The organism is Rhizobium sp. 16-488-2b (genome assembly GCF_017741815.1).
In the GTDB taxonomy this organism is placed as follows: domain Bacteria; phylum Pseudomonadota; class Alphaproteobacteria; order Rhizobiales; family Rhizobiaceae; genus Rhizobium.
In genome coordinates this window covers 270916-294618 of the sequence record NZ_JAGHMF010000008.1, presented here as the reverse complement: position 1 = coordinate 294618, position 23703 = coordinate 270916, and the positions used below count along the sequence as shown (strand labels likewise).

Sequence of the window (23703 nt, the reverse complement as noted above, 5' to 3'; positions counted from 1 at the left end):
TCCGCGCATCAATGCCAATTGTCAGTAGCGCCCATGCAACACTTGAGTGCAATCTGTCTCCGGCCAGCTCTGGTCCGTGCGTGACCGCTTTCCTTCCTCGCGGAACGAGAGCAAGCTCAGGTTGACCTATGTCCCTTCATACTGCAGCCTTCGGGGGAAGCTGATGTTTCGTAAGTTTGGGTACGTCGCCGGCATTGTAGCAGCACTTGCCATGTCATCCTCAGCATTTGCGGCCGACCTCCTGCCGGCATCCGCTCCACAGCCTTTGCCGCAGGCCGCCAACGGCTGGTCGTTTTCCTTCTCTCCCTACTTCTGGGTGGCTGGGCTCGACGGAAAGTCCCAGGTGTTCGGCCTGCCGACCGTGGATATCAGCCAGTCATTCGGCGACATCGTTTCCGATCTCGACTTTGCCTTTTCGGCGGCCGGTGACGCCCGCTATGACAGGTACAGCGTCTTTACCGACATCAGCTATGTAAAAGTCACCAGTGATGCCGGCACGCCTCGCGGCGTGATCGCCGATGAGGTAAGCCTCAAGTCCGTCACCTTCACGGCCATGGTCGGCGGCGCCTATACGCTTTACGAGGATCAACAGACGCGGTTCGACATACTCGGTGGCGCGCGTTTCTGGCATGCGGAAACCCGCATCGGCCTGAGCGGCGGATCGCTCGGCGACATCTCGCGTTCCGACGATGCCAACTGGGTCGATGGTCTGGTCGGCTTCAAGGGAAGCCATTCGTTCACCGACACGATCTTCGTCACTGGATGGGGCATGATCGGTGGGGGTGGAGCGGATCTCGACTGGGATCTGCTCGGCGCGATCGGCTACCAGTTCAACGAAACGGTCTCGGCGGTTGCCGGATATCGTGCGCAGGGCGTCAACTACAGCAATGACGGCTTCACCTACGACATGATCCAGCACGGACCCATCCTCGGATTGCACGTTCGATTCTGAGCCGAAGGTCGGAGCGTGAAAAGATGACGACACGGTTGCCTCTGCTCGCCTTGGCGGGCCTTCTTGCGGCGATGTCGGCCGCCTCGGCGCAGGATGCCGATCTCGCGAAGAAGCTTTCCAATCCCATCTCCTCGCTGGTCAGCGTCCCGTTTCAATTCAACTATGACAGCGGCTACGGTCCAGAAGATGGTCACAAGGCGGTTCTCAACATCCAGCCAGTCATTCCGTTCGACCTCAACGACGACTGGGAAGTGATTTCGCGCACGATCGTTCCGGTGACATATCGCTGGCGACAGCGAAACCCAGTTCGGCCTTGGCGACACGCTGCAGAGCTTCTTCTTTTCGCCGAAACAGCCGGCACCCGGTGGCATCATCTGGGGGCTGGGTCCAGCCATCCTTATCCCCACGGCGACGGAACCGTTGCTTGGTAGCGAAAAGCTCGGTCTTGGCCCGACAGGCGTCGTCCTCAAGCAGGATGGTCCGTGGACCTATGGCGCGCTCGCCAACCATATCTGGGGGCTGGGTCCAGCCATCCTTATCCCCACGGCGACGGAACCGTTGCTTGGTAGCGAAAAGCTCGGTCTTGGCCCGACAGGCGTCGTCCTCAAGCAGGATGGTCCGTGGACCTATGGCGCGCTCGCCAACCATATCTGGTCCGTGGCGGGTGACTGAGGGCGGTCGGATATCAGCTCGACCTTCCTGCAGCCGTTCATTTCCTACACCACGCACGATGCCTGGACCTTCGCGCTGAACACCGAAAGCACCTATGATTGGGAAAGCAACCAGTGGAGCGTCCCGATCAATTTCTCGGTCTCCAAGCTCGTTGTTTTCGACAAGCAACCCATGAGCTTCCAGCTTGGCGCGCGCTACTGGGCGCAATCGCCGGATGGAGGTCCGAACGGCTGGGGCGTTCGCGCCGAAATCACATTCCTCTTCCCGAAGTGAATCCAAGGGTCGTCTTTGGTCGGTCCTCTTTCCGCGCTCACATGCGGTGACAAGGCACGCTTGTTACACCGCGTTTTACTGTAACGTACTTACGGCGCGGTCATTTTTCTGTTCGCTTGCCTCCCTGATCCATCCAATGCCTGGCCGTTTCGGCTTATGCTTGAAGGAGACTTGTCGATGGCATTGCGTTCTTTAGGTGTCCCTGGCCGTTGGGCGATCCTGGTTCTCGCGTCGACATTTCTGACGGTTGGCGCAAGCGCTTTTCATGCCCAAGAGCAGCCAACTTCTGCCCCCGCCAGCGCGCCGGCTCCAGCCTCAGCGACCGATACTTTGACCGACGCGGAGATGCAGGTGCTCGTCGCCAGGATCGCGCTCTATCCCGATGAGCTCGTCGCGCTGGTCACCTCCGCTTCGCTCTATCCGCTGCAGATTGTCGAGGCCTCCCGGTTCCTCGGTGAGGTCAAGAGCAATACTTCGCTGAAGCCCAAGGATGATTGGGATGGCAGCGTGGTCTCGCTCCTCAATTACCCCGACATCGTCAAGATGATGAGCGACGACCTCGACTGGACGCAGCAACTCGGCGACGCGGTCGCAGACCAGCAGAAGGACCTGCTGATCGCCATCCAGACACTACGCGACAAGGCGGTGGCGGACGGCATCATCAAGACCGACGGCAAGGTGAAGGTCGTTCAGCAGAACGACAATGTGGTCATCCAGGCCGCCAATCCCGAGAAGATCTACGTGCCGCAGTACGAGCCGCAAATGCTCTACGACGACGGCTACGCGCCGGCGCCGATCGGCTATTACCCGGACCCCTATCCCAACTACTATTACCCCACGGCCACCTATTTCGCGGGCTTCGTGACCGGTGCGATCTTCGGCGCCGTGGTCGATTGGGACCGATGGGGTGTCTGGGGCGGCCGGTTCGATGGCAACGATATCGACATCGATTGCGACCACTGCTTCAACCGGTTCGATCGCAACGGCAAGGTCAATTTCAACGATGTCGACTGGAAGAATGTCGATCGCAGCAAGATCAAGTTCGATCACAACCAGTTCGCCAACATCGACAAGACCAACATTCGCAACCGGCTGGAAGCGGGCGGCAATAACGACATTCGCACGAAGGCCAAGTCCGTCAAGGCAAGAGCAGCCAACGCCAACCACGCCCGAATAACGCCGTCCGCCATCAAGGACATCAGGGCCAACAAGATGGCCGGCGGCGGTGGCGATCTGCGCGATCGCGCTGTCAATCGCCCGGCGGGCGACCGTCGCGGCGTGATCGGCGAACGCGGAAACCGGGACATCGGAAACCACGCAATGGCGGGCAAGCGGGACGTGCGGCCGAACCGTCCCTCCGGCCTCGGCGAAGTCCGCTCGCGAAGCGCGGCCAACCTTCACTCGCAACGCGGCGGCCGCGCCATGGGTGGCGGACACCACGCCAGCCGACCGGAGTTCGCGGCGCATCGCGGGGGCGGAGACGGAGGTCCTCACTTCAGCGGCGGTGGCAGAGGTGGCGGTGGAGCCCACTTCAGTGGCGGCAGCCGCGGTGGTGGTGGCCATGCCCGCGTGCCCCATGGTGGACGTCGACGCTAATCGAACCGAACGGAGTTATTGCCATGAGCGCTCATACCTCTCGAATTGGATTTCGTCTGTTCACCGCTGCAGCGCTGTCCGTTGTGTTATCGACCTCGATGACGTTTGCCGCCGAGAAGAACCTCGTCGATCTCGTGTCGAAGCAATTGCCGACCGAATACGACAACGCGGACGCCGCACTGGCAGCGTTCAAGGAAGCAGTCATCGCCTCCGACCTGGATAAGCTGGCCACCATCCTCGGCGTCGACGCGGCACACCTCAAGGCGACCGCCGGCGTGACGGAGACGCTGGCGGCGATCAAGGATGGGATCGGAAAGCGGATTGGTCTTGAGGAGAGGAACGGCCAAAGCATTGTCGATGTCGGTGACATCATGTGGCCGTTTCCGTTCCCGATCGTGAAGTCAGAGAACGGCAAGTTCGCCTTCGATCCTGTCGTCGGCATCGAGGAGATCATCAATCGCCGCATCGGTGAGAACGAAATCCAGACGATCGAAACCGTGCGCGGCTATGTCGATGCCCAGCAGCAATATGCAGCCGCCGATCACGATGGCGATGGCGTGCTCGAATATGCGCAGAAGCTCGTGAGCAGCCCCGGCCGGGCGGATGGCCTTTATTGGCCGGAGAGCGAAGGCCTCGGCGCAAGCCCGGCGGCGCCCTATCTCGACTACGTCCAGTTCGACAAGTCGAAGGACAACAACGGATACTTCGGCTACCGCTACAAGGTGCTGACCCGACAGGGCGGCAATATCGCCGGCGGCCCCTATGACTACGTGATCAACGGCAACATGATCGCCGGTTTCGCCCTGGTCGCGTGGCCGGTGAAGTATGGCGAGACGGGCGTCAACACCTTCGTGGTCAACCGCAACGGCATCGTCTACCAGGCCGATCTCGGGGCCGACACCGACAAGATCGCGCGGGCCATGAAGCAATTCAATCCGGGCGATCGCTGGTCGGTGACCGAGGACTGAGGATGGTGAAGACGAAGCTTGTGGCACAATCGACGAGCGAGGTTGCCCTGCAGCAGGACCGGCTGGAATATCTGGCGTCGCACGGCGGGCCATTCTTCGAACTTCAACGACGGCTCAATCTCGTTCACGAACGCAATCTTCATACAGGCCGCCGCATCCTCCTGTTTGTCGCCGCCGCATGGGTTATCCCGCTGCTTCTGACGCTGCCAACATTGGCCTCGCAGACACCAACGGTTCAGGCCTATCTGACCGACCCCGGTCCATGGGCGCGCTTCTTCGTCGGCATCGCAGCTTTTCTGGCGGCGGAACAGGCGGTGGAAGCAGGATTGCGACGCAAGTTGGGTCAATTCCTCCGCGCGCCTTTGATCCCGGCTGCGTCACAGGGATCGGCTATGATCGCACTGGATAAAGCTATGGCGCGCCGCAACTCCGCCCTTGCGGAAACCGCATGTCTCTCGCTTGCGATCATCTCCGCGTTTCTGGCCTTCGCAACCTTCAAGCAGGCGCCGTCGACGAGCTGGGCAGCCACGGTGACCGGTGACGTCCGTCATCTCACCCTTGCGGGCTGGTGGTGCGTCTTCATCAGCATTCCGCTGTTCATCTTCCTGTTCACGCGCGGTGTGTGGCGCCATCTGGTGTGGGCCGATCTGCTCAGAAGCATTGCGCGTCTCGACTTGAGGCTGGTCTCCACGCATCCCGACGGCAAGGGCGGCCTTGCCTTCGTCGGGGAATATCCGAACGCCTACGTTCTCTTTGTATTCGGTGTGAGCTGCGGCATGGCAGCCGCGGTTGCCAAGCACCAGATGCAGGCCGATCTATCGGCAGCGACGCTCACGACCATCATGGCCGTATGGTTGCTGATCGTGCTCGCCTTCTTTGCCTATCCGCTGTCGGCCTTTTCGAGACCGCTCCGGCAGATGAAGGACCGAACGCTGTTGACCATGTCGGCTCGGGCGACAACGCAACAGCGCGCTTCCGAGCGTAAGGCGATCGGTGAGAACGTGATCGCGCCGGACACGGATGAAGCCGCGCAATCGATCGACCCGGTTGATCTCACGAAGCAGTACGAGCAGACGCGCAAGCTGTCTTCGATGATCGTCAACCGCAAGACCCTGCTGCCGGTCGCCGCAGCAGCTCTGATCCCCTTCGCAATCGCCGGGGCATCCAGGCTGCCCTACAAGGAGGTGTTCTCCGTACTGAAGAAGCTTCTGCTTATCTGAACATAGAAAGACCCTCCCAGAGCGCGGGAAGCGGGCTGGCTTCCTGCAGGCGCTGGCCGTATTCCGAAACCTTGATCGTTGCAGGAGAGGCTGTGATGGCAATACACCGTGTTTGGTTGCTGATGCTTGGCCTTGTCGGTTCGATTGGTCTGCCGGGGATCGGCCAGGCCGAGACGCCGAAACTCGCCGCAAAGCCTGTCCTGATCGAGAAGCACGTCATCGATCTCCAGGCGATGAAGGAACGCCGCATCGTTCGGGTGCTCGTGCCGTTCAGCAAGACGGTATATTTCATCGACAAGGGGCGCCAGTTCGGCACGGCGGTCGAGTTCGGGCGGGAGCTGGAGAAGGTCCTGAACAAGGATCGCAAGAAGCAGATCGACCATATCACCATCGTCTTCGTGCCGATGCCGCGCGACAGGCTGCTGCCGGCGCTGAACGAAGGCCTCGGCGATATCGTCATGGCCAACCTCACCGTGACCGACGATCGCCTGAGGGAGGTCGATTTCACCGATCCGCTCTATAGCGATGCGCAGGAGGTCCTGGTCGCCGCCCCAGGAAGCCCAGCGCTGGCGAGCATCGATGACCTCTCGGGCAAGCATGTCGCCGTCCGGCCATCGAGCAGCTATCACGAGCATTTGCTGGCAAAGAACAAGGAACTGACGGTCGCCGGCAAGCCGGAGATCGTCATCGATCCCATGGACGAGAGCCTGGAGGACGAAGACCTGATGGAGATGGTCAATGCCGACCTGCTGCCATTTACGATAGTCGATGGCTACAAGGCCGACATTTGGTCGCATGTCTTCCCTGACATGAAGGTACGCGATGATGTCGTATTGTCGTCTCAGGGAAAGATCGCCTGGGCCATCCGCAAGAACAGCCCCGAGCTGATGGCGGAATTGAATGGCTTCGTGGCAACCCACAAGGTGGGCACCACCTTCGGTAACATGCTGCGTAACAGCTACTTCAAACAGGACAAGATCGTCAAACGAGCCTATTCACCATCAGACGTCGAGCGCTTCCAGACGCTCATCGAAATCTTCCGCAAATACGGCGACACCTATACGTTCGACTACCTGATGCTGATGGCACAGGGATACCAGGAATCGCAACTCGACCAGTCCCGGCGCTCACCGCGTGGGGCGGTCGGCATCATGCAGATGCTGCCATCGACGGCCAAGGACAAGGTCGTCGGCATCAGCGGCATCGATAAGGACCCGGATCGCAATGTCGAGGCCGGCGCGAAGTACCTACGTCACCTCGTGAAAACTTACATCAACGACGAAGCGCTTACGGCGAAGGACCGACAGCTTTTCGCGTTCGCAGCCTACAACGCCGGTCCTGGCAATCTCCGGAAATTTCGCGAGAAAGCAAAAACGATGGGCCTCGATGCTAACATCTGGTTCGGCAATGTCGAAAATGGCGCGGCGGCGATCGTCGGACGCGAGACGGTGCAGTACGTCAGTAACATCTACAAGTATTATGTGGCGTATTCGCTACTTGCAGAGCGGATGGACGAGAGAAAGCAGGTCGGGTTGCCGCGGGCGGATTAGGCGATCTCGGATCACAAGGACGCTGCTTCCAAATATGCGGTGCGATCGGATGGAGGCTTGGAACCACGGCGCTCCAGGCGCCACCTAAGCCGCCTTCTTCAAGAAGTATAAAAAATAATACGACGGCCGTAGGTGCGGTGAACAGTGTCCACGGTGCCGCAGCCGAATGGCGGTTCCAATGCTTCCACAGACAATGATCGTCCAGCCGAACAGCTAATAAAACATCCGGCGGAACGGCATGATGGCGGCCCCCATTGCCGCCGCGTCGCTTGCGATTTCCGATACGATCAGCTTCGGGCCGCCGCGGTGTACGCCATAGCGAGGGCGGTCGAAAATCTTCGTCCGTTCGATCAGCATTGACGCCAAAGCGGGTGGGATTTGGCCGCCGAAGACGATCGCCTGCGGGTCCAGCGTGGCGCGGATGGCGTTGACAAGCCGGATATAGGCCGGCGTCACCTCGTCCACCCATTCCGATACGCCGGGCCAATTACGATCGAAATGGCGGCGCATATAGTGGATTGAGGGAACGTCGATACCATTCCCGTTTACCCGATCGATCAAATATTGCAGGGCGGGACGGCTGTCCGTCTCGATCTCGTCATAGAGGCCTGAGAATTCGCCGGCATTGCCGTTGCCGCCTTGCAGAAGCTCGCCATCAATAATCACGCCGCCGCCAAAGCCATAGTTGAAGCTCAGATAGGCGAAATGCCGGATGAAGCGGCCGATGCCGAACATCGATTCCGCTATGGCACCGGACTTTCCGCCGTTGATCACCCATGCCGGCCGATCGAACAGCTCCGTGATGATCGGCCCGAGTTCGATCATCGACCATTCGTGAAGCGGGAGCGGCGCGTTGTGACGTGTGCCGTCGACATGGTAGCCGGCGATTGCAAAGCCGATGCCGAAGAAATTGTCCTCGGCAAGATTGTTCTGGCGCTGCAGTTCCTCGACCTGCTGCTTCACCAGATGAAGAGCGTGGTGCATCGTCAATTCACGCAACGGCACTTCCCGCTCGCCAAGAATTTTTCCGGCCAGATCGATGAGGCAGATGCCGATGATGTCGGTGTTGACCGAGATGCCGCAGGCATAAGCGTGGGCGCCGTTCAGGTTCAACATCGGGCTTGGTTGACCGCGTCCCAGGCCCGGTTTCGCTGATCCGAGCAGGATGACATCACGCTCGGCAAGGTGATCGAGGATGCGATGGACGGATTGCTGCGTCAGGTCGGTATGGCCGGTGATTTCCGATCGGGAGATGCCGGGATTGCGCCAGATCAGCTGCAACAACTTGCGCTCGTTGGACGAAACAACCGTCGTCTCGTGCAGTCGCAGAAAGCGTGGGGCAATCAATGCCTCCGGTACGTAAACACCTGCCAAGCCCAGAAACCTTACTGCAAAAGTGTAATAATCGCATTGCCCTTGATGCAACCTGAGCCTGATTACCGGCGAATGCCGGTTCTTTCAAGCGATTTCAGCCGTCACGCAAATGTTACACACAAAGTGTAGTAAGCCGCCGTCAGAGATCGAGCGAGGCTCGGTCGACCCGAAAAGACGAGGGCGATGATGAACAAGTTTACTTTGGCGGCCATAGCCGCCGTAATGGCCGGCGCAGGCTCGGCACAGGCGACAAACATCGAATTCTGGTATGGCAACACCGGTCCGGTCGAGACCGCGATCAAGGCTCAGTGCGATGCGTTCAATGCTTCGCAAAGCGAGCATCATGTCAACTGCGTTGGCCAGGGCTCCTACGAAGTGTCGATGCAGAAGGCGATTGCCGCCTATCGCGCCAAGAACCACCCGGTGCTGATCCAGTTCTTCGATGCCGGCACGCTCGACCTGATGCTGTCCGATGCCGTCGAGCCGGTCCAGGACCTGATGCCAGATGTGAAGTGGGACCAGTATATCGCCGGTGCCCGCGCCTATTACGAGACTTCGGGCGGCAAGCTTTTCGCCCAGCCGTATAACTCTTCGACGCTGCTGTTCTACACCAACAAGACCGAGCTTGAAAAAGCCGGCATCACCGAGACCCCGCAGACCTGGGAAGACGTGATCGAAGCCGCACGCAAGCTCAAGGCAGCTGGCCATGCCTGCCCGTTTGTCACGGATGGCGATACCTGGCGCGTGCTGGAGCAGTTCTCCGCCCGTCACGGCTTGCCGATCGCCACCAAGCACAATGGTTACGATGGTCTGGATGCGGAATATGTGATCAACACCACCTTCGCCGCCAAGCACCTCGCAAACCTGCTTGAGTGGCGCAAGGAAGGTCTCGTTCGCCTGGCTGCGGATACCAAGGCCGGCAATTACACCGCCGCCTTCAATGCCGGCGAATGCGCGATGATGGAGCAGTCTTCCGGTTCCTACGCCGCCGCTGCCAAAGCATTCGACGGCAAGTACGAGCTCACCGTCACCATGGCGCCGATGTACAAGGGCTACGAGCGCCACAACACCTTTGTCGGCGGCGCCTCCATCTACATCATGAAGGGTCACGACAAGGCCGAGATCGACGCCGCCAAGGCGTTCCTCGACTTCCTGCGCAAGCCGGAACAGCAGATGTTCTTCACCGCCAACACCGGTTACGTGCCCGTCACCACCGACGTTCTCGATGCGATCGCCAAGAGCGACGAGGCGACCTCGCCAAAGTATGCCACGGCCAAGGTCGGCGTCGAATCCATGAACCAGCCGGCCACCGCCGATACGCGCGGCATCCGCCTCGGCTTCTACGTGCAGTTCCGCGAAGTCTTCATGGAAGAAACGCAGAAGGCCTTTGCCGGGCAGCAGACCATGCAGATTGCGCTCGATAACACCAAGAAGCGTGGCGACCAGCTGCTGCGCCGCTTCGAGCAGACCTACAAGGGCAAGAAGCTTCCCTGATCCGTTCGCTCAGCCTTCGTCGCATGGGGCGTCTTCCGCCCCATGCCTTCTCTTTTTTGGAAGTGCCTTCATGTCGTCGGATTCCTCTCTGTTCAGCCATCGCTGGCTGCCGGCTCTTCTGCTGGCCCCCATGATGCTGCTGATCGTGCTGTTCTTCTATGTGCCGGTCTTCCAGGCCTTCTATTGGTCGTTCTTCCTTGAGCAGCCCTTCGGCGGCGGCTCGGAATTCGTGGGCTTGCAGAATTTTCAACGCGTGCTCGGCGATCCCGAATTCTGGGCGGCGACCGGTCGCACGGTCATCTTCATGCTGACGGCATCGTCGCTCGCGGTTGTCGTGCCGCTGTTGCTGGCGATCGCCGCCGATCGCAAGATCGGCATGTCCTATCCGGCCCGCAATATTCTTGTCTGGCCGAAGGGCATTGCCGGCGCCTCGATCGGTGTGGTCTTCGCCTTCATCTTCAACCCGTTCGTGGGGCTGATGGCGCCGCTCAATGCGCTGTTTCCGGGCTTGTGGAACCCCGGCATCGATGGCACGGATGCGTTCATGACGCTGGTCGCCGCGCATGTCTGGAGCGGCATTCCGTTCAACTTTGTCATCCTGCTTGCAGGCCTGCGCTCCATCCCGCCCACCATGTATCAGGCCGCCGCCATGGACGGCGCCGGTCCCTGGCGCCGTATCTTCGATGTGCAGCTGCCGCTGATCATGCCGCAGCTGTTCCTGACCTTCGTCCTGGAATTCACCGAAAGCATCACCTCGGTCTTCGCGCTGATCGACACCATTACCGGCGGTGGTCCGGGCGGCTCAACGACGCTGCTCGTCTACAAGATTTATGTCGATGGTTTCCGCGGTTTCGATCTTTCCGGCGCCTCCACCCAGACGGCCATCCTGATGGTCTTCGTTCTTATCCTCGCAGCCTGCCAGTTCTACTTCCTCGGCCGGCGCATCAATTACGAGCGCTGAGCCATGGTCGAAAACGCACGTTCCATCAACATTGCCGCCAGCATCCTGCTTGCCATCGGCATCCTCTATATCGTCGGGCCTTTGTACCTGACGCTGTCCACCGCATCGCAGTCCTATGAATATATGCTGCGCAACGGTCTGGCATGGGTGCCGGGCACCGAACTATTTGCCAATATGGGCAAGGTCATTCACGATACGCGCATCCCGATCCAGATGCTCAACAGTATGATCGTGGCCTTCTCCAATGCGCTCACCACCTGCGTCCTGTCCTTCCTGTCGGCCTATGCGATCGTCTATTTCCGCATTCGCTGGGCGGGTGTGGCCTTTGCACTGATCCTCGCCACCATCATGCTGCCGCTCGATATCCGCGTCATCACCACCTATCAGGTGGCGTCCAACATCTTTTCACCACTGAATGCTGTGCTCGATTTCACCGGCCTCAACAGCCTGATCGAGGTTGCTTTCGGTTCGCCTGTCCATCTCGAACTCAGCGTGCTCGACACCCATTTCGGCCTGATCGCGCCGCTGGTGGCGCATGGCACCGGCACGTTCCTGTTCCGCCAGTTTTTCCTGACCCTGCCGAACGACCTGTTCAAGGCGGCGCGCATGGATGGGGCAGGGCCGATCCGTTTCCTCATCGATATCCTTCTGCCGCTCGCCCGCACCAGCTTTGCCTCGCTGTTCGTGCTCACCTTTTTGAGCGGCTGGACGCAATATCTGTGGCCGCTGGTCGGCGCCTCGACACCCGACATGCAGACCGCCGTTGTCGGCCTTGCCCGCCTCGTGCCGGATGCCGACGGCCAGGTGCCCGATTTTCCGATGATCATGGCCGGTGCCGTGCTCGTTTCACTCGTTCCCCTCACGATGATCGCCCTTTTGCAGCGCTTTCTCGTCCAGGGCCTCGTTCTTTCGGAGAAATGATCCCATGACCGCCATCGACACCGCCATTCGCGCCGCCGCGGCCGAGATCGATCTGATCGGCGTCACCAAATCTTATGACGCCAAAAACACCATCATCCCGCCGATCGACGTGACCTTGCGCCCCGGTGAATTCACTGTCGTCCTCGGCCCGTCGGGTTGCGGCAAGTCCACGCTTCTGCAGATGATTGCCGGTCTGGAGCGTGTCTCCGGTGGCAAGATCGTCATCGGCGGTCGTGAAGTGCAGGATCTGGAGCCCAAACATCGCGGCTGCGCCATGGTGTTTCAGAACTATGCGCTCTATCCGCACATGACCGTTGCCGAAAACATGGCCTATAGTCTCAAGGTCGCCGGTGTTTCCAAGGCCGAACGCGCCGAGCGCGTTGCCACGGTCGCAAAAATGCTCGGCCTTGCCGATTTTCTCACCCGCAAGCCGGGACAGTTGTCCGGTGGCCAGCGCCAGCGTGTCGCCATCGGCCGCGCCATCATCCGTGAGCCCGGCGTGCTGCTATTCGATGAGCCGCTGTCGAACCTCGATGCGCAGCTGCGCCACGACATGCGCGTCGAGCTCGCCGAACTACATCGCCGCATTGGCGCCACCAGCGTCTTTGTCACCCACGATCAGGTCGAGGCGATGACGCTGGCCGACCGTATCCTCATTCTCAACAAAGGCCATATCGAGCAGTTCGATACGCCGAAGGCGATCTATCACCATCCGGCTTCCGGTTTCGTGGCCAAGTTCATCGGTTCGCCGCCGATGAATATCCTGCAGGTCGAAGGTGATGGCTCGGTTCTGCGGCTGGCAGATGGTCAGGCGGTGGCGAATTATGCGGGTAAGGGCAAATTCCAGCTCGGCATCCGCCCGGAAGATATTGCCGTCAACGAGGGCGGCTCGATCAAGACGGAAATCCGGTATCGCGAAGACCTCGGCTCGCACGAAATTCTGGAAACCAAGATCGCCGAGCAGAATCTTCGGATCGCCATGCCCTTCGGCGTCGAGATCGATACGACGCAAACCTTGTCGCTCTCCTTCCCGCAGGCACGCCTGCATCTCTTTGAAGGTGAAAGCGGCCGCGCCATTGCCAATGCCTTCGGCGACGCTCAACCGGCTTCGGTGAAGGAATACCAGTGAATTACCGAGAGTTTATTGCCGACAAGACCCGCGATTGCGCCGTGGTTGCGCATCGCGGCATCTGGCGCAATGCGCCGGAAAACAGTCTGTCTGCCATCCAGCGTGCCATCGATACCGGTTATGATGTCGTCGAGATCGACATTCGCCGCAGCGCCGATGGTGGCCTTTTCCTGCTGCATGACGACACGCTGGAGCGCATGACGGGTCTCGATCAGAGGCCGGAGGCGCTGGCTTCGAGTGATCTTTCGGTTCTGCGCCTACGCGACCGCGATGGCGGCGAAAATAATGCCTTCACGCTGGAAAGGTTGCCGAGCCTCGCAGAGGTTTTTGAGCTGACGCGCGGGCGCATTTTTCTGCATCTCGACGTCAAGGATCGAGAGGTCATCCCGGATGTGATCGCTCTCGCAAAGGCCATGGGCGTCGAGCATGAGGTCGATTTCTGGGCCGCGCTGAAAACCGAAAAGGATCTTGGCTGGATCGGAAAAACGATCCTTCCGCATGACGTTCTTTTTCTGGCAAAAACCCGGCTCAACGTGCCGGGGGCAGCCACCCAGCTGGCGCTGTTGCGTGAGCTCTCCCCCGCCGTCTGCGAAATCTATTTCGACAGGCTGGAAGAGCTGACCGCCGTGAAGGACCTCACTCGCATCACCGGCATGGCGCTCTGGGTGAACACGCTCGACAGCGTCGCCTGCGCCGATTTCACCGATACCGCGGCCCTTGCCGATCCCGATGTCGTCTGGGGACGGCTGATCGATGCCGGCATTTCGGTCATCCAGACCGATGAGGCCGCTGCCCTCAAATCCTATCTCGCGGCCCGCCGCGCCTGAATACTCTCCAAGGAAAAATGAAATGACGCATTACGTAGATTATATCGCCGACCAGAAACGCGATCCCGCCATCGTTGCCCATCGCGGTGCCTGGCACGGCGCGCCGGAAAACAGCCTCGCGGCCATCGAGCGCGCCATCGCCGTTGGTGCAGACGTTGTCGAACTCGATATCCGCAAGAGCGCCGATGGCGAACTTTTCATCATGCACGACGACACGCTGTTGCGTATGGCCGGTATCGATCGTGATGCCGAAACCTTCACCATTGCGGAACTGCAGGCCATCGCGCTGCGTGAAGACGATGGCGGCGAGCATCGCGCCACGACCGATCAGCGCATCCCGACACTGAAACAGGCGCTCGAAATCATCCGTGGCCGCATTTTTGCGGATCTCGATCTGAAAGATCGCGGTCTTTTCTCCGAAGTCGCCGCCTGCGCCCGCGAAATGAATGCCGCATCCTATGTGGACCTGAAGACCCGCGTCATGACGCGCGAGGAACTGGATTGGGTCCGCGCCCAGAATATCGATGGCGTTGCCTTCATGGCGATGTCGAAATTCACGGCAGAAAGCATCCATGAAACGATGGCGCTGCTGTCGGAAATCAAGCCTTTCATGTGCGAAATGCGGTTCGACAGCCTCGAAACTATCAAGACCAACCGCCAGACATTCCGCGATGCCGGCATGGCTCTGTGGATGAACACACTCAATATGGAAGCCAGCGGCGAATGGGTGGATAAGACCGCGCTTGTCGATCCCGACCGCATCTGGGGCCGGCTGATCGATGCCGGAATCAGCGTCTTCCAGACCGACGAGCCCGAGGCGCTCAAGGCCTATCTGGAGGCGCATCGGGCATGAAAACGATCGACGACGACCTGCTCAAGGAACTGATGAACTATGTGCGCGAGGCGGCGGCGGGAGAAATCCTGCCACGCTTCCGGTCGGTTTCGTCGGACAGCATTCGCGCCAAGACGGTGGCCGACGATATCGTCACCGATGCCGATATCGCATCCGAGCGCGTGCTCAGCGAAAGGCTGAAGGCGCGGCTATCAGGTATCACCATCGTCGGGGAAGAGGCCGTGTCGGATGATGCGTCCATTCTCGAACGTCTAGCCGATGCCGAGCTCGCCGCCGTCATCGATCCGGTCGACGGCACATGGCATTTCGCGCATGGAACGCCGATGTTTGGCAGCATCCTGGCGATCGTCTCCGGCGGCAGGACCATCGCCGGCATCATCCACTATCCGGTGTTGGGCGATTTCCTGGTCGCACGCCCGGGCGAGGGCGCATGGCATGTGGCGGCAGACGGCGCCCGCACGCGTCTCACGGTCGCCGCGCCAAGCCCCGTTAGCGAAATGCACGGCTTCATTCCGCTGCACATGTTCGAGCCAGAATTGCGGATCAAGCTTGCACCGAAGCTGCTGAAGTTCCTGCGGGTCACGACATGGCGTTGCTCCGCATGGGAATACCGCATGCTGGCAACAGGGGCGATGAGCTTCTGCCTCAACGAGAGCCTGAAGCCTTGGGATCACGCCGCCGGCGTTCTCATCCACGCGGAAGCGGGTGGCCATGCGGCAACCGTTGCAGGTGAAGTGTACCGGCCAACGATGACGGAAGGCCATCTGCTGGCGGCGCCGGACGAGATGTCCTGGCATGCCATTCGCGAGGCGTTGTTGATGGAGTAGGCAGAGTGCATCGATTTCGTACGAAACACGCTGTATCTCCTTTTTTCACACTTCGGCTGGTGCTTACCTTGACGCGCTGGCCGATCATTCGATTGATGAAATGGACCACGTCCACGCTGAAAACCTTGAGGCCGAAGCGCCGGATGATTGCGCGAACCACGGTGGCAAATTCCGTTCCTTCGTCAATAAAGGGCTGGGTTGCCTCGTGCGCCCGCGCCCGCGCAATCGCGGCCTGGAACGTCTCGAGCGCGTGGACATGCTTGCCCGCGTTCCAGGCGGCGTGCGTCGCCAATAATTCCGCGGTTAGGAGATGGTATCCCTTACTCCGGCGGCGGCATTTGTCGATCACGACCTCAAGGGTGACAAACGCCTCCGCCGAACGCTTCTGCAAAATGAGCAGACGTGCGAACACCGAGTCGAAGTCATTGGTTTCCCGCCAAGTCCAACTGCCGTCTCCTCGCGTAGAGCCTTGTCGAGCGCCGACAGCGGCTCGTCGAGCAGGAGAACGCGCGGTTCGGTGACAAGCACGCGCGAGGCGCTGAGTTCACCGCCCGACAGCTGGCGCTGGAAACGATCTTCACAGCCTGAGGTTGGCTATCTTGCGAAAACCTTCGTGACAATGGGCCCCCTCCCCGAATTCCGACTGCGTCTTTTGGCACCATGCTGCTGTTGGATTGCTCAGATAGGCAAACCGTGCCGCTGGGCGCGTTTTCATCTTCGCGGTCGATCTGGCGCACTGGAATACAATCGGCGAGCGAAACCAGTGCTGGGTGGATGGCGGAATGTTCGCGATGAAGCTGGCGCTCGGCCTGCATGCGGAGGGGCTTGGAACCTGCATGCTCAACTGGAGTGCGGCGCGTGACCAGGACCAGATGCTGCGCCGGAATTTCCGACAACGAGGTGGTTATCACCTTGATTGGATTTGGCCATATGCGTGCGGATTTCAGGGTGCCAGTATCCCGGCGCAACCTTGTCGCTGATGCTGCGAACCGAACCCGCTTTGACCTGATGTGGCCATGCCAAAGCGGGTCCAAGCGATTGATTTGCAACATGCCAGTTAGAGCGCGATGCATCAGGGCATCCTGCTTATAAGGATGATGTCGTGATGGCGTCAGCTGCGGCCGTGGCGATCGGAAACTGCGAAGCCACTAGCTATTGAGCAAGGCATTCGCAACGGCTACACCAACGCCGACTGTGCAAGGACACTCGACGGCTGACGTGACATCGCATCGCGTGGATGTCACGCCGGAATGAATGTAAAGACAGGATATGACGAATGACGCTTTCGACCATGCCACCGATATTCGATGGTCATAACGACCTTCTTCTGCGGCTTTACCTCGGCGAGACGACCGCGACGAAGGTGCGCGAGGGCGGTGCGAATACCCAGATCGATCTGCCTCGCGCCCACAAGGGTGGATTTGCCGGCGGTATGTTCGCCATCTTCACGCCCGATCCGCCAGGTGAGACGCAGGGTGTCGACGGTATGATGGGCGCGACATACGACCTGGCGCTGCCGGACCGGCTCGATCCCGATCCGGCGCTGCGCGCCGCGATCGCGCAGGTCTCCCATTTTCTGGAGCTTGAGCAGACCGGCTCGATCATCGCCTGCCGCACGGCGGCCGAGATCGATGCGGCGCTCGACAAGCCGGAGATGGCGGCCGTCCTGCACCTGGAGGGTGCGGATTGCATCGATGCGGATTTGAGGTCGCTGCACGTCTTGCACGCGCTTGGCCTGCGCAGTCTCGGTCCGGTCTGGAGCCGCAAGACGCGGTGGGCGGAAGGTGTGCCGTTCCGGTTTCCGTCGACAGGCGATACCGGGCCGGGATTGACAGAGGATGGCAAGCGTCTCGTCAGGGAGTGCAACCGATTGGGCATTGCCATCGATCTGTCGCACCTCAACGAGAAGGGTTTCGACGATATCGCGGCGATGACCGATGCGCCGCTGATCGCCACGCATTGCAATGCCTACGCGCTATGCCCGCATGCCCGCAATCTGACGGATCGGCAGCTCGATGTCATCGCTGAAAGCGGCGGCATGGTCGGTGTCAACTTCGCTGCCGCCTTTCTGCGTCCTGATGGCCAGATGAATGCGGATTTCGATCTCGATGTCGTGATCCGTCACTTCGATTATCTGATTGGCAAGCTTGGCGAAAACGGCGTCGGCTTCGGCTCGGACTTCGATGGCGCGACTATCCCGCGCGATATCGCCGACGTCTCGGGGTTGCCGAACCTGCGCAAGGCGATGGTCGACGCCGGCTACGGCGAGGCGCTGATGAAGAAGCTCTGCCACGAGAACTGGACCGACGTCCTTCGCCGGACCTGGGGAGGCTGATCGCTCCTCAGGGCTCAATCACCTGGAGCGTGCCTGCTGTCACGCGGCCGTGGCGGTCGTGCCATAGGTGACGCCCTTCTCCTTCAGCCAGCGGCGATAGGCGATTGAACTTGCGTCGGCGCGGGTCGGGATTTCGGCCCGGGCTTCCATCGGGAGTAGCGGAGGTCGCTGGTTTTCCAGGATGATGCGGTCCTGCAGGAAGATCAGCTGCTGGAAATGCACGAGTTCGGTCGTCGTCGAGACATCGTCGATCAGGAACATGACCGGATGGGCGATGCAGCGATCGGGGTCGAGTGGCTGGACGAACAGGCAAATCACGTCCCAGCGGTTGGCGGAGTTTGGACAGGTCTTGTAAAGCAGCGTGGTGAACGGCGTCATGACCCGGTAGATATAGTCGGTCATGATCCCATTGGTTGCTGAAAGCGCTGCTTGCGGCTGAAAGAACTGACAGTTGGTCGCCCAGACCTCATCAACGTCGCGACGGATCTCGGCATTGTAGTGCATGACCTCCGTATGCGGCTCTGCGCCCAGAATATCCGTGTGGACGAACGGGAAATGCGCCATGTCGAGGAAGTTCTCGATGATGCGAAGCCCTGACGCGCGCACCATGACCGCACCGCAATTGACCACTCGACGATCGTCTTCATCGGCTTCCGGTAGCGCGAAAAGTCCACCCTTGGGCTCACCAAGCGTTGCCCAGACAAGGCCGAAGCGGCGGATGATGGGCAGCGGTTGATCGGCATCATCGGCCATGACGACGAGAGCGCCGTCAACGGCGCGGTCGATCGTCAGCCCTGTGCCCAGCAGACGCGTGTTCGTGCGGCCGAAGGCGATCTCTTTTTCTGTGCCAAGCGGATACCACTGATCGAGGGCCGCCTTGTCGGAACATCTCATGACACGCTCTCTTTAATTGCTATGAATATCATCTTTCGCAGTTCAGTGGTCTGTCGGCAATGCCTCGTCGGCCAAAGAGCCGAGGTGTCGAGGGTCATCGGACGTCACGGTAGTAGGGTACGCCGATCGCCGCCGGAGCGGCCATGATCCGGCGCATGCGCTGCCAGGCAAAGACCGGCACGATGATGAAGGCCATGGTGCCGAGATAGGGGAGCATCGATAGGAAGGCCGGCGCAACGGGCCAGCCGCGCGCCTGCCCAACGAAACCGAGCGCCGTGATGAAGCCGAACAGCAGGCCCGAGAGCGCAGCCGGGATCGGTCGGTACCCGGCAAAAATGACGAGCGCGACGGCGATCCAGCCGCGCCCAGCGACCACACCATCCGACCAGGACGGCACGAAGGTGAGCGTCAGGTAGGCGCCGGCGCCCGCTGCCAGCGCGGAGCCGGCTGTTACATAGGCGAAGCGGATGAGATTGACCGGGATGCCCGCGGCGTCCGCCGCAGCCGGATTTTCGCCGACGGCCCGCAGGTTGAGACCGTGACGGGTACGGAACATGAGATAGCTTAGGCCGACCGGCAGGATGATGAAGATCAGGTAAAGCAGGATATTCTGCGAGAAGAAGGCCGGGCCGATGACCGGGATCTTGCTCAGGAGCGGCACCTCGATCGGCGCAAACGTTGCGCGAGCCGGCATGCCGGAATAGGCGCGGCCGATGGTGGAGGCGATACCGCTGCCCATCAGCGTCAGCGCCAGGCCGCAAAGCACCTGATTGGCGCGCAGGATGACGGTCGCGAAGGCGAACAGCGCGCCGAACAGCGCGCCGACCGCGAGAGCGGAGAGGAAGCCGATCGTGGGCGAGGGTATCGCGGCAACGGTTGCGATCGCTGTCAGTGCGCCCATGGCCATCAGGCCTTCAACGCCCAGATTGACGACGCCGACGCGCTCGGCAAGAACCTCGCCAAGTGCTGCGAGCGCCAGTACGCCGCCTGCCAGGAAAGCCGTGGTGAAGAGGCCGGTCAAAAGATCCATGTCGCTCTCCTCAAGCCTTGTCACGCGCGATGCGGTAATGGGCGAGCTCGTCGCCAATTGCCGTCAGAAACAGAATGAGGCCGGTGATCGCCAGAACCGTTGATGTCGTCAGGCCCTGCGTTTGCAGGATGATGCCGGAGTTCAGGATGAAGGCCATGAGTGCTGCCGAGAAGATCACGCCGACGGCGGAGCTTCTGGCGAGAACAGCCACCATGATGCCGAGGTAACCGTAGTTGTTGGAGATGCCACCCTGCAGACGGTGCACCGTGCCGGCAATCTCCAGCATGCCTGCAAGACCAGCAATTGCGCCCGAAAGCAGCATGACGGTGATCAGGTGGCGGCGCACCGGCATGCCGGCGTATGTGGCAGCCGACGGATTGGAGCCGACGAGCCGCACTTCATAGCCCCAGCGGGAGAAGGCAAGCAGGCCGGCGACAAGCAGGGCCACAAAAATTGCGATCGGCAGGCCCCAGTGGATCGAACCCCAGAATTCCGGGATTTCGGCGGAAAGGCGCGGCGTTGCGGAATTCGCCATCTTGTCGCGCCAGGCGTTGGTGGAGACGAAATAGACAAGCAGGATCGCCACGAAGTTCAACAGTAGTGTGGTGATCAGCTCGTTGACATTGGCATAGGCGCGCGCAAGCGTCGGCACGAGGATCCAGACGGCTCCGCCAACTAAGCCCGCGACAAACATCAGCACAAGAATGAGTGCAGGCGGGCCCGGCACGAAGAGGCCGACCGCCGCGGCAGCAAAGGCACCGGCATAGAACTGCCCTTCCGCGCCGATGTTCCATGCACCGATCTGCTGCGCGACGGCAACCGACAGGCCGGTCAAAATCAGCGGAATGACGAGAACGCCGAGGTCTTCCATGCCGAAGCTGGAGCCGAAGCTGGCGTCGACGACCTCGGAGGCAAGTTCAATGGGATTGGCGCCTGTTATCGCCAGAATGATACCGGCAAAGACGAGCGCGAGAACGATGGCGGCTGCGCGTGCAGCCAGCGCGATGCCGGGCGAGGCGGATGGCAGGCGCTGCAAACGGAGGGAGCCTGCCATGCTATGCGACCTCACGGACCTGGGTGCGGCCACCCATCAGCAGGCCGATTTCGTCGATGTCGGTCTTGTCGTTGTCGACGATCCCCATGATCTTCCCTTCATAAAGCACGGCAATGCGGTCGGAGAGGTTGAGCAGCTCTTCGAGTTCCTCGGAAATCAGGACGATGCCGGCACCGGCATCGCGCAGCTCGACGATGTAGCGCAGCATCGTGTTGATGGCGCCGACGTCGAGGCCACGGCTCGGATAGGCGGCGATCAGGACCTTGTCGGCAATGCGCATCTCGCGCCGGGCGACAAGGCGCTGCTGATTGCCCCCGGACAGGTTGCGGATCGGCATGGCGAAATCGGGAATGGCGACCTCTGCGGCGGCGGCGATCTCCTTGGCGAGTGCGGTTGCAGCACCCGGCTTGTAGCTTCCGCCTGATGAAACCGGCGGCTTTTTGTATTCGCGCATCACGGCATTGACGGTGATGCTCAGCGCCGGTGCAAGGCCGCTGTGCAGACGGTCTTCCGGAATATGGCCGATGCCGCTTTCGGCAAAGACTGCGGCGTTACTCTTGTCGACCGGTTTGCCTCCAATCAGGATCCTGCCGGCGCTCACCGGGCGAATGCCGGTCAGGACCTGGCTGAGCTCGCGCTGGCCGTTGCCGGCGACACCTGCAACGCCAACGATCTCGCCCGCCCGAACATCGAGCGAGATGCCGTGCAGCGCTTCATTGCCGCTGTCACCGGTCGCCGAGACATTTTCGAGTGAGAGCACAGGCTGTGCCGACATCGGGGCCGCGCCTGCCGGGCGCTGGCGCATGTCGGCCAGCACGATGTCACGGCCAACCATGAGCTTAGCGAGCATGCGCGGATTGCAATCGGCCGTGTTTTCGGTGGCGATCTTGCGACCGCCGCGCAGAATACTGATGCGGTCGGAAATCTCCAGCACTTCGTCCAGCTTGTGGCTGATGAAGATGACCGCATTACCGGCAGCCACGAATTCGCGCAGTGCCTTGAACAGTTCGCGGGCTTCGGCGGGCGTCAAAACAGCTGTCGGCTCGTCGAGGATGAGAACGCGTGCCTGCCTGGCAAGTACGCGCAAGATCTCGACGCGCTGCTGCTCGCCGGTCGAGAGATCGCTGACACGGGCGCAAGGATGGGTCTTTAGATTGAATTTTTCGGCCAGGGCGGCAGTGCGCTGCTCCAGCACTTGCGCGGAGGCACGGCGCGGTGTTTGCGACCAGCCGAGATGGATGTTCTCGGCAACCGTGAAAGCCTGGACGAGCTTGAAATGCTGATGCACCATGCCGATGCCTGATGCGATTGCCTGCAGCGGCGTCGCGAATTGCTTGGCGTAGCCGTCGATGATGATCTCGCCGGCGTCCGGCTGGTAAATACCGGTCAGGATGTTCATCAGGGTCGACTTGCCGGCACCATTTTCGCCAAGCAGCGCATGGATTTCACCCGGCATCACCTCCAGACCGACATTTTCGTTGGCAATGACGCCTGGAAAGTATTTCGCGATGTCCTTCAGCTGGACGAGAGGCGGAGTTCCTGCAGGCGGCGTATAACGGGTCGCATTTTCGATCATGGAATGGCACCGGAGCTTGAAGGCGGGGAGCCCGGCCGGCTAGCACGACCGGACTCTTGGCTTGGGAGGCCGGATCAGGAGGTAAGGCCGGTAACACCCTCGACCGACCAATCCCAGTTGTAGAGCTCGAGCTCGGTCATCGTCTGTCCGGCGGCGACGCGCACCTTGCCGGTGGAATCCTTCAATTCGCCGGTGAACGGCGACCAGCCGCCCATGATCTTTTCGCGCACGGCATCGGCCGCTGCGGCAACGTCTGCCGGAACCTTCTCGCCCCACTTGTCGCGGTCAACGCCGGCGCCCATCGCAAACAGCTGCTCGCTCGGCGCCCAGGTACCGGCAAGACGCTTGCCGACCTGATCGACGTAGAACTTGGTGAAATCGATCAGGATCGACGAGACGTAGGAGTTCGGCCCGTAGCGACGGATGTCGGTGTTCCACATGGCTGCCCAGACGCCGCGCTTTTCGGCGACCTGCAGGTAGCCCGCTTCGTCCATGATGCCGAAGAGGAAGTCGCAGCCATTGTCGATCAGGGCCGTACCGGCCTGCGTTGCCGCCTGCGGATCGAACCAGGAGTTGATGACGATCGTCTGCACCGTTGCATTCGGGTTGACGGTGCGTGCGCCCATCAGGAAGGCGTTGGTCGACGCGTAGACGGAGGCAACCGGGAAGGAGGCGACATAGCCGAGCTTGCCGGTCTTCGACAGGTGGCCCGCGGCAACGCCGAGCACATAGGTCGGATACCAGTGGGCCAGGTAGTACCAGCCGAGATTGTCCATCGTGACGTGGCCGTTGCATTCCATGAATGCCACATCGGTCGCGCGCTTGACCACCTCATGTAGGAAGTCGCCGTTCGACGAGGTGTCGAAGATCATGTTCGCGCCTTCAGAGACGAACTGGCGATAGGTGCGCGTCGCGTCGGCGGAGTAGGGGATGTTTTCGACTTCAAGGATCTTCTTGAGCTTCGGATAGGTTTCCTTCACGGCCAGCAGGCCCTGGTGGTGTGCCCATGTCCAGCCCTCGTCGGAGATCGGTCCGACATGCCCGAAGCCGATGACGGCGTCTTCTTCCTTGATTGCAGGCAACGGCGAGGCGGCTAGAGCCTGGCGGGCGAGGCCAGTCGGGAGCATCATTGCCGCTGCACCAGCGGCACTCATGTTCAGAAATCCGCGGCGGGAAAGCGTACGCAAGTCAATCATG

General features: G+C 60.7%; 20 protein-coding genes and 2 pseudogenes. 15 read left to right on the top strand and 7 right to left on the bottom strand.

Translation table 11 applies throughout. From position 1 onward, the window contains the following. The first annotated feature begins 163 nt into the window (after positions 1-163). From J5286_RS10025 to J5286_RS09995, 6 genes and pseudogenes are all read left to right on the top strand, one after another. Positions 164-952, top strand: coding sequence for a hypothetical protein (locus J5286_RS10025; protein ID WP_209190201.1), 789 nt, complete (start codon positions 164-166; stop codon positions 950-952). A 71-nt stretch (positions 953-1023) separates the two neighbouring features. Continuing rightward, positions 1024-1897: pseudogene (locus J5286_RS31725) on the top strand (transporter). 177 nt (positions 1898-2074) lie between these two features. After that, entirely contained in the window at positions 2075-3493 is a 1419-nt protein-coding gene (locus tag J5286_RS10010; protein ID WP_209190200.1) for a DUF3300 domain-containing protein, read from the top strand. A gap of 23 nt (positions 3494-3516) precedes the next feature. Continuing rightward, on the top strand, positions 3517-4461 hold the full coding sequence (locus J5286_RS10005) for a DUF2950 family protein (RefSeq protein ID WP_209190199.1): 945 nt from the start codon (positions 3517-3519) through the stop codon (positions 4459-4461). A 5-nt stretch (positions 4462-4466) separates the two neighbouring features. Next, positions 4467-5681, top strand: coding sequence for a hypothetical protein (locus J5286_RS10000; protein ID WP_209215341.1), 1215 nt, complete (start codon positions 4467-4469; stop codon positions 5679-5681). Between the two features lie 95 nt (positions 5682-5776). Beyond that, positions 5777-7231: an MltF family protein gene (locus tag J5286_RS09995; RefSeq protein WP_245205664.1), complete on the top strand. Its 1455-nt coding sequence runs from the start codon at positions 5777-5779 to the stop codon at positions 7229-7231. A 213-nt stretch (positions 7232-7444) separates the two neighbouring features. On the opposite strand, the gene J5286_RS09990 is transcribed toward J5286_RS09995, so the two are convergent. After that, positions 7445-8605, bottom strand: a complete 1161-nt coding sequence (locus tag J5286_RS09990) for an ROK family transcriptional regulator (protein ID WP_209190197.1) — start codon at positions 8603-8605, stop codon at positions 7445-7447. Between the two features lie 183 nt (positions 8606-8788). Between J5286_RS09990 and J5286_RS09985 the strand changes: the two genes are divergently transcribed. The 7 genes from J5286_RS09985 (at position 8789) to J5286_RS09955 (ending at position 15617) form a co-directional block, all read left to right on the top strand. Beyond that, on the top strand, positions 8789-10099 hold the full coding sequence (locus tag J5286_RS09985; protein WP_449090053.1) for an extracellular solute-binding protein: 1311 nt from the start codon (positions 8789-8791) through the stop codon (positions 10097-10099). Between the two features lie 70 nt (positions 10100-10169). Continuing rightward, positions 10170-11060, top strand: a complete 891-nt coding sequence (locus J5286_RS09980; RefSeq protein ID WP_209190195.1) for a carbohydrate ABC transporter permease — start codon at positions 10170-10172, stop codon at positions 11058-11060. A 3-nt stretch (positions 11061-11063) separates the two neighbouring features. Then, positions 11064-11981: an ABC transporter permease subunit gene (locus tag J5286_RS09975; protein ID WP_209190194.1), complete on the top strand. Its 918-nt coding sequence runs from the start codon at positions 11064-11066 to the stop codon at positions 11979-11981. Between the two features lie 4 nt (positions 11982-11985). Next, positions 11986-13110 carry an ABC transporter ATP-binding protein gene (locus J5286_RS09970; protein WP_209190193.1) on the top strand — a complete coding sequence of 375 codons (1125 nt, stop codon included), beginning with the start codon at positions 11986-11988 and terminating at the stop codon, positions 13108-13110. Further along, a complete protein-coding gene (locus tag J5286_RS31615; RefSeq protein WP_209190192.1) occupies positions 13107-13937 on the top strand; it encodes a glycerophosphodiester phosphodiesterase family protein in 831 nt (276 codons plus the stop codon). Before J5286_RS09970 ends, J5286_RS31615 begins: the two co-directional genes overlap by 4 nt. Positions 13938-13959: 22 nt before the next feature. Beyond that, entirely contained in the window at positions 13960-14790 is an 831-nt protein-coding gene (locus tag J5286_RS09960) for a glycerophosphodiester phosphodiesterase family protein (RefSeq protein WP_209190191.1), read from the top strand. After that, positions 14787-15617 carry an inositol monophosphatase family protein gene (locus J5286_RS09955; protein WP_209190190.1) on the top strand — a complete coding sequence of 277 codons (831 nt, stop codon included), beginning with the start codon at positions 14787-14789 and terminating at the stop codon, positions 15615-15617. The genes J5286_RS09960 and J5286_RS09955 overlap by 4 nt, the downstream gene beginning before the upstream one ends. Positions 15618-16070: 453 nt before the next feature. Here the strand turns inward: J5286_RS09955 and J5286_RS31195 are convergent. Beyond that, a pseudogene (locus tag J5286_RS31195) lies at positions 16071-16205 on the bottom strand (polyamine ABC transporter ATP-binding protein); the annotation flags it as partial. 194 nt (positions 16206-16399) lie between these two features. Between J5286_RS31195 and J5286_RS09950 the strand changes: the two are divergent. Both J5286_RS09950 and J5286_RS09945 read left to right on the top strand, forming a co-directional pair. Further along, positions 16400-16597 carry a hypothetical protein gene (locus J5286_RS09950; protein WP_245205662.1) on the top strand — a complete coding sequence of 66 codons (198 nt, stop codon included), beginning with the start codon at positions 16400-16402 and terminating at the stop codon, positions 16595-16597. Between the two features lie 296 nt (positions 16598-16893). Next, on the top strand, positions 16894-17952 hold the full coding sequence (locus J5286_RS09945; protein ID WP_209190189.1) for a dipeptidase: 1059 nt from the start codon (positions 16894-16896) through the stop codon (positions 17950-17952). 39 nt (positions 17953-17991) lie between these two features. Here the strand turns inward: J5286_RS09945 and J5286_RS09940 are convergent, their stop codons facing one another. The 5 genes from J5286_RS09940 to J5286_RS09920 form a co-directional block, all read right to left on the bottom strand. Beyond that, positions 17992-18846, bottom strand: coding sequence for an aromatic ring-hydroxylating oxygenase subunit alpha (locus J5286_RS09940; RefSeq protein ID WP_209190188.1), 855 nt, complete (start codon positions 18844-18846; stop codon positions 17992-17994). Positions 18847-18940: 94 nt separating this feature from the next. Further along, complete coding sequence (locus tag J5286_RS09935; RefSeq protein WP_209190187.1) at positions 18941-19876, bottom strand: ABC transporter permease; 936 nt, start codon at positions 19874-19876, stop codon at positions 18941-18943. Positions 19877-19886: 10 nt separating this feature from the next. After that, a complete protein-coding gene (locus J5286_RS09930) occupies positions 19887-20930 on the bottom strand; it encodes an ABC transporter permease (RefSeq protein ID WP_209190186.1) in 1044 nt (347 codons plus the stop codon). Position 20931: 1 nt separating this feature from the next. Then, complete coding sequence (locus J5286_RS09925; protein WP_209190185.1) at positions 20932-22506, bottom strand: ABC transporter ATP-binding protein; 1575 nt, start codon at positions 22504-22506, stop codon at positions 20932-20934. A 74-nt stretch (positions 22507-22580) separates the two neighbouring features. Further along, positions 22581-23702: a BMP family ABC transporter substrate-binding protein gene (locus J5286_RS09920; protein WP_209190184.1), complete on the bottom strand. Its 1122-nt coding sequence runs from the start codon at positions 23700-23702 to the stop codon at positions 22581-22583. Between the last annotated feature and the right edge of the window lies 1 nt (position 23703).

Excerpts from the sequence above, each read along its gene's own strand:
- J5286_RS10005 (WP_209190199.1), top strand. The coding sequence starts at position 3,517 with ATGAGCGCTCATACCTCTCGAATTGGATTTCGTCTGTTCACCGCTGCA.
- J5286_RS09970 (WP_209190193.1), top strand. The coding sequence starts at position 11,986 with ATGACCGCCATCGACACCGCCATTCGCGCCGCCGCGGCCGAGATCGAT.
- J5286_RS09960 (WP_209190191.1), top strand. The coding sequence starts at position 13,960 with ATGACGCATTACGTAGATTATATCGCCGACCAGAAACGCGATCCCGCC.
- J5286_RS10010 (WP_209190200.1), top strand. The coding sequence starts at position 2,075 with ATGGCATTGCGTTCTTTAGGTGTCCCTGGCCGTTGGGCGATCCTGGTT.
- J5286_RS09995 (WP_245205664.1), top strand. The coding sequence starts at position 5,777 with ATGGCAATACACCGTGTTTGGTTGCTGATGCTTGGCCTTGTCGGTTCG.
- J5286_RS09945 (WP_209190189.1), top strand. The coding sequence starts at position 16,894 with ATGACGCTTTCGACCATGCCACCGATATTCGATGGTCATAACGACCTT.
- J5286_RS09920 (WP_209190184.1), bottom strand. The coding sequence starts at position 23,702 with ATGATTGACTTGCGTACGCTTTCCCGCCGCGGATTTCTGAACATGAGT.
- J5286_RS09950 (WP_245205662.1), top strand. The coding sequence starts at position 16,400 with ATGTTCGCGATGAAGCTGGCGCTCGGCCTGCATGCGGAGGGGCTTGGA.
- J5286_RS09955 (WP_209190190.1), top strand. The coding sequence starts at position 14,787 with ATGAAAACGATCGACGACGACCTGCTCAAGGAACTGATGAACTATGTG.
- J5286_RS09985 (WP_449090053.1), top strand. The coding sequence starts at position 8,789 with ATGATGAACAAGTTTACTTTGGCGGCCATAGCCGCCGTAATGGCCGGC.
- J5286_RS09975 (WP_209190194.1), top strand. The coding sequence starts at position 11,064 with ATGGTCGAAAACGCACGTTCCATCAACATTGCCGCCAGCATCCTGCTT.
- J5286_RS09935 (WP_209190187.1), bottom strand. The coding sequence starts at position 19,876 with ATGGATCTTTTGACCGGCCTCTTCACCACGGCTTTCCTGGCAGGCGGC.
- J5286_RS10025 (WP_209190201.1), top strand. The coding sequence starts at position 164 with ATGTTTCGTAAGTTTGGGTACGTCGCCGGCATTGTAGCAGCACTTGCC.
- J5286_RS09925 (WP_209190185.1), bottom strand. The coding sequence starts at position 22,506 with ATGATCGAAAATGCGACCCGTTATACGCCGCCTGCAGGAACTCCGCCT.
- J5286_RS09930 (WP_209190186.1), bottom strand. The coding sequence starts at position 20,930 with ATGGCAGGCTCCCTCCGTTTGCAGCGCCTGCCATCCGCCTCGCCCGGC.
- J5286_RS09940 (WP_209190188.1), bottom strand. The coding sequence starts at position 18,846 with ATGAGATGTTCCGACAAGGCGGCCCTCGATCAGTGGTATCCGCTTGGC.
- J5286_RS09980 (WP_209190195.1), top strand. The coding sequence starts at position 10,170 with ATGTCGTCGGATTCCTCTCTGTTCAGCCATCGCTGGCTGCCGGCTCTT.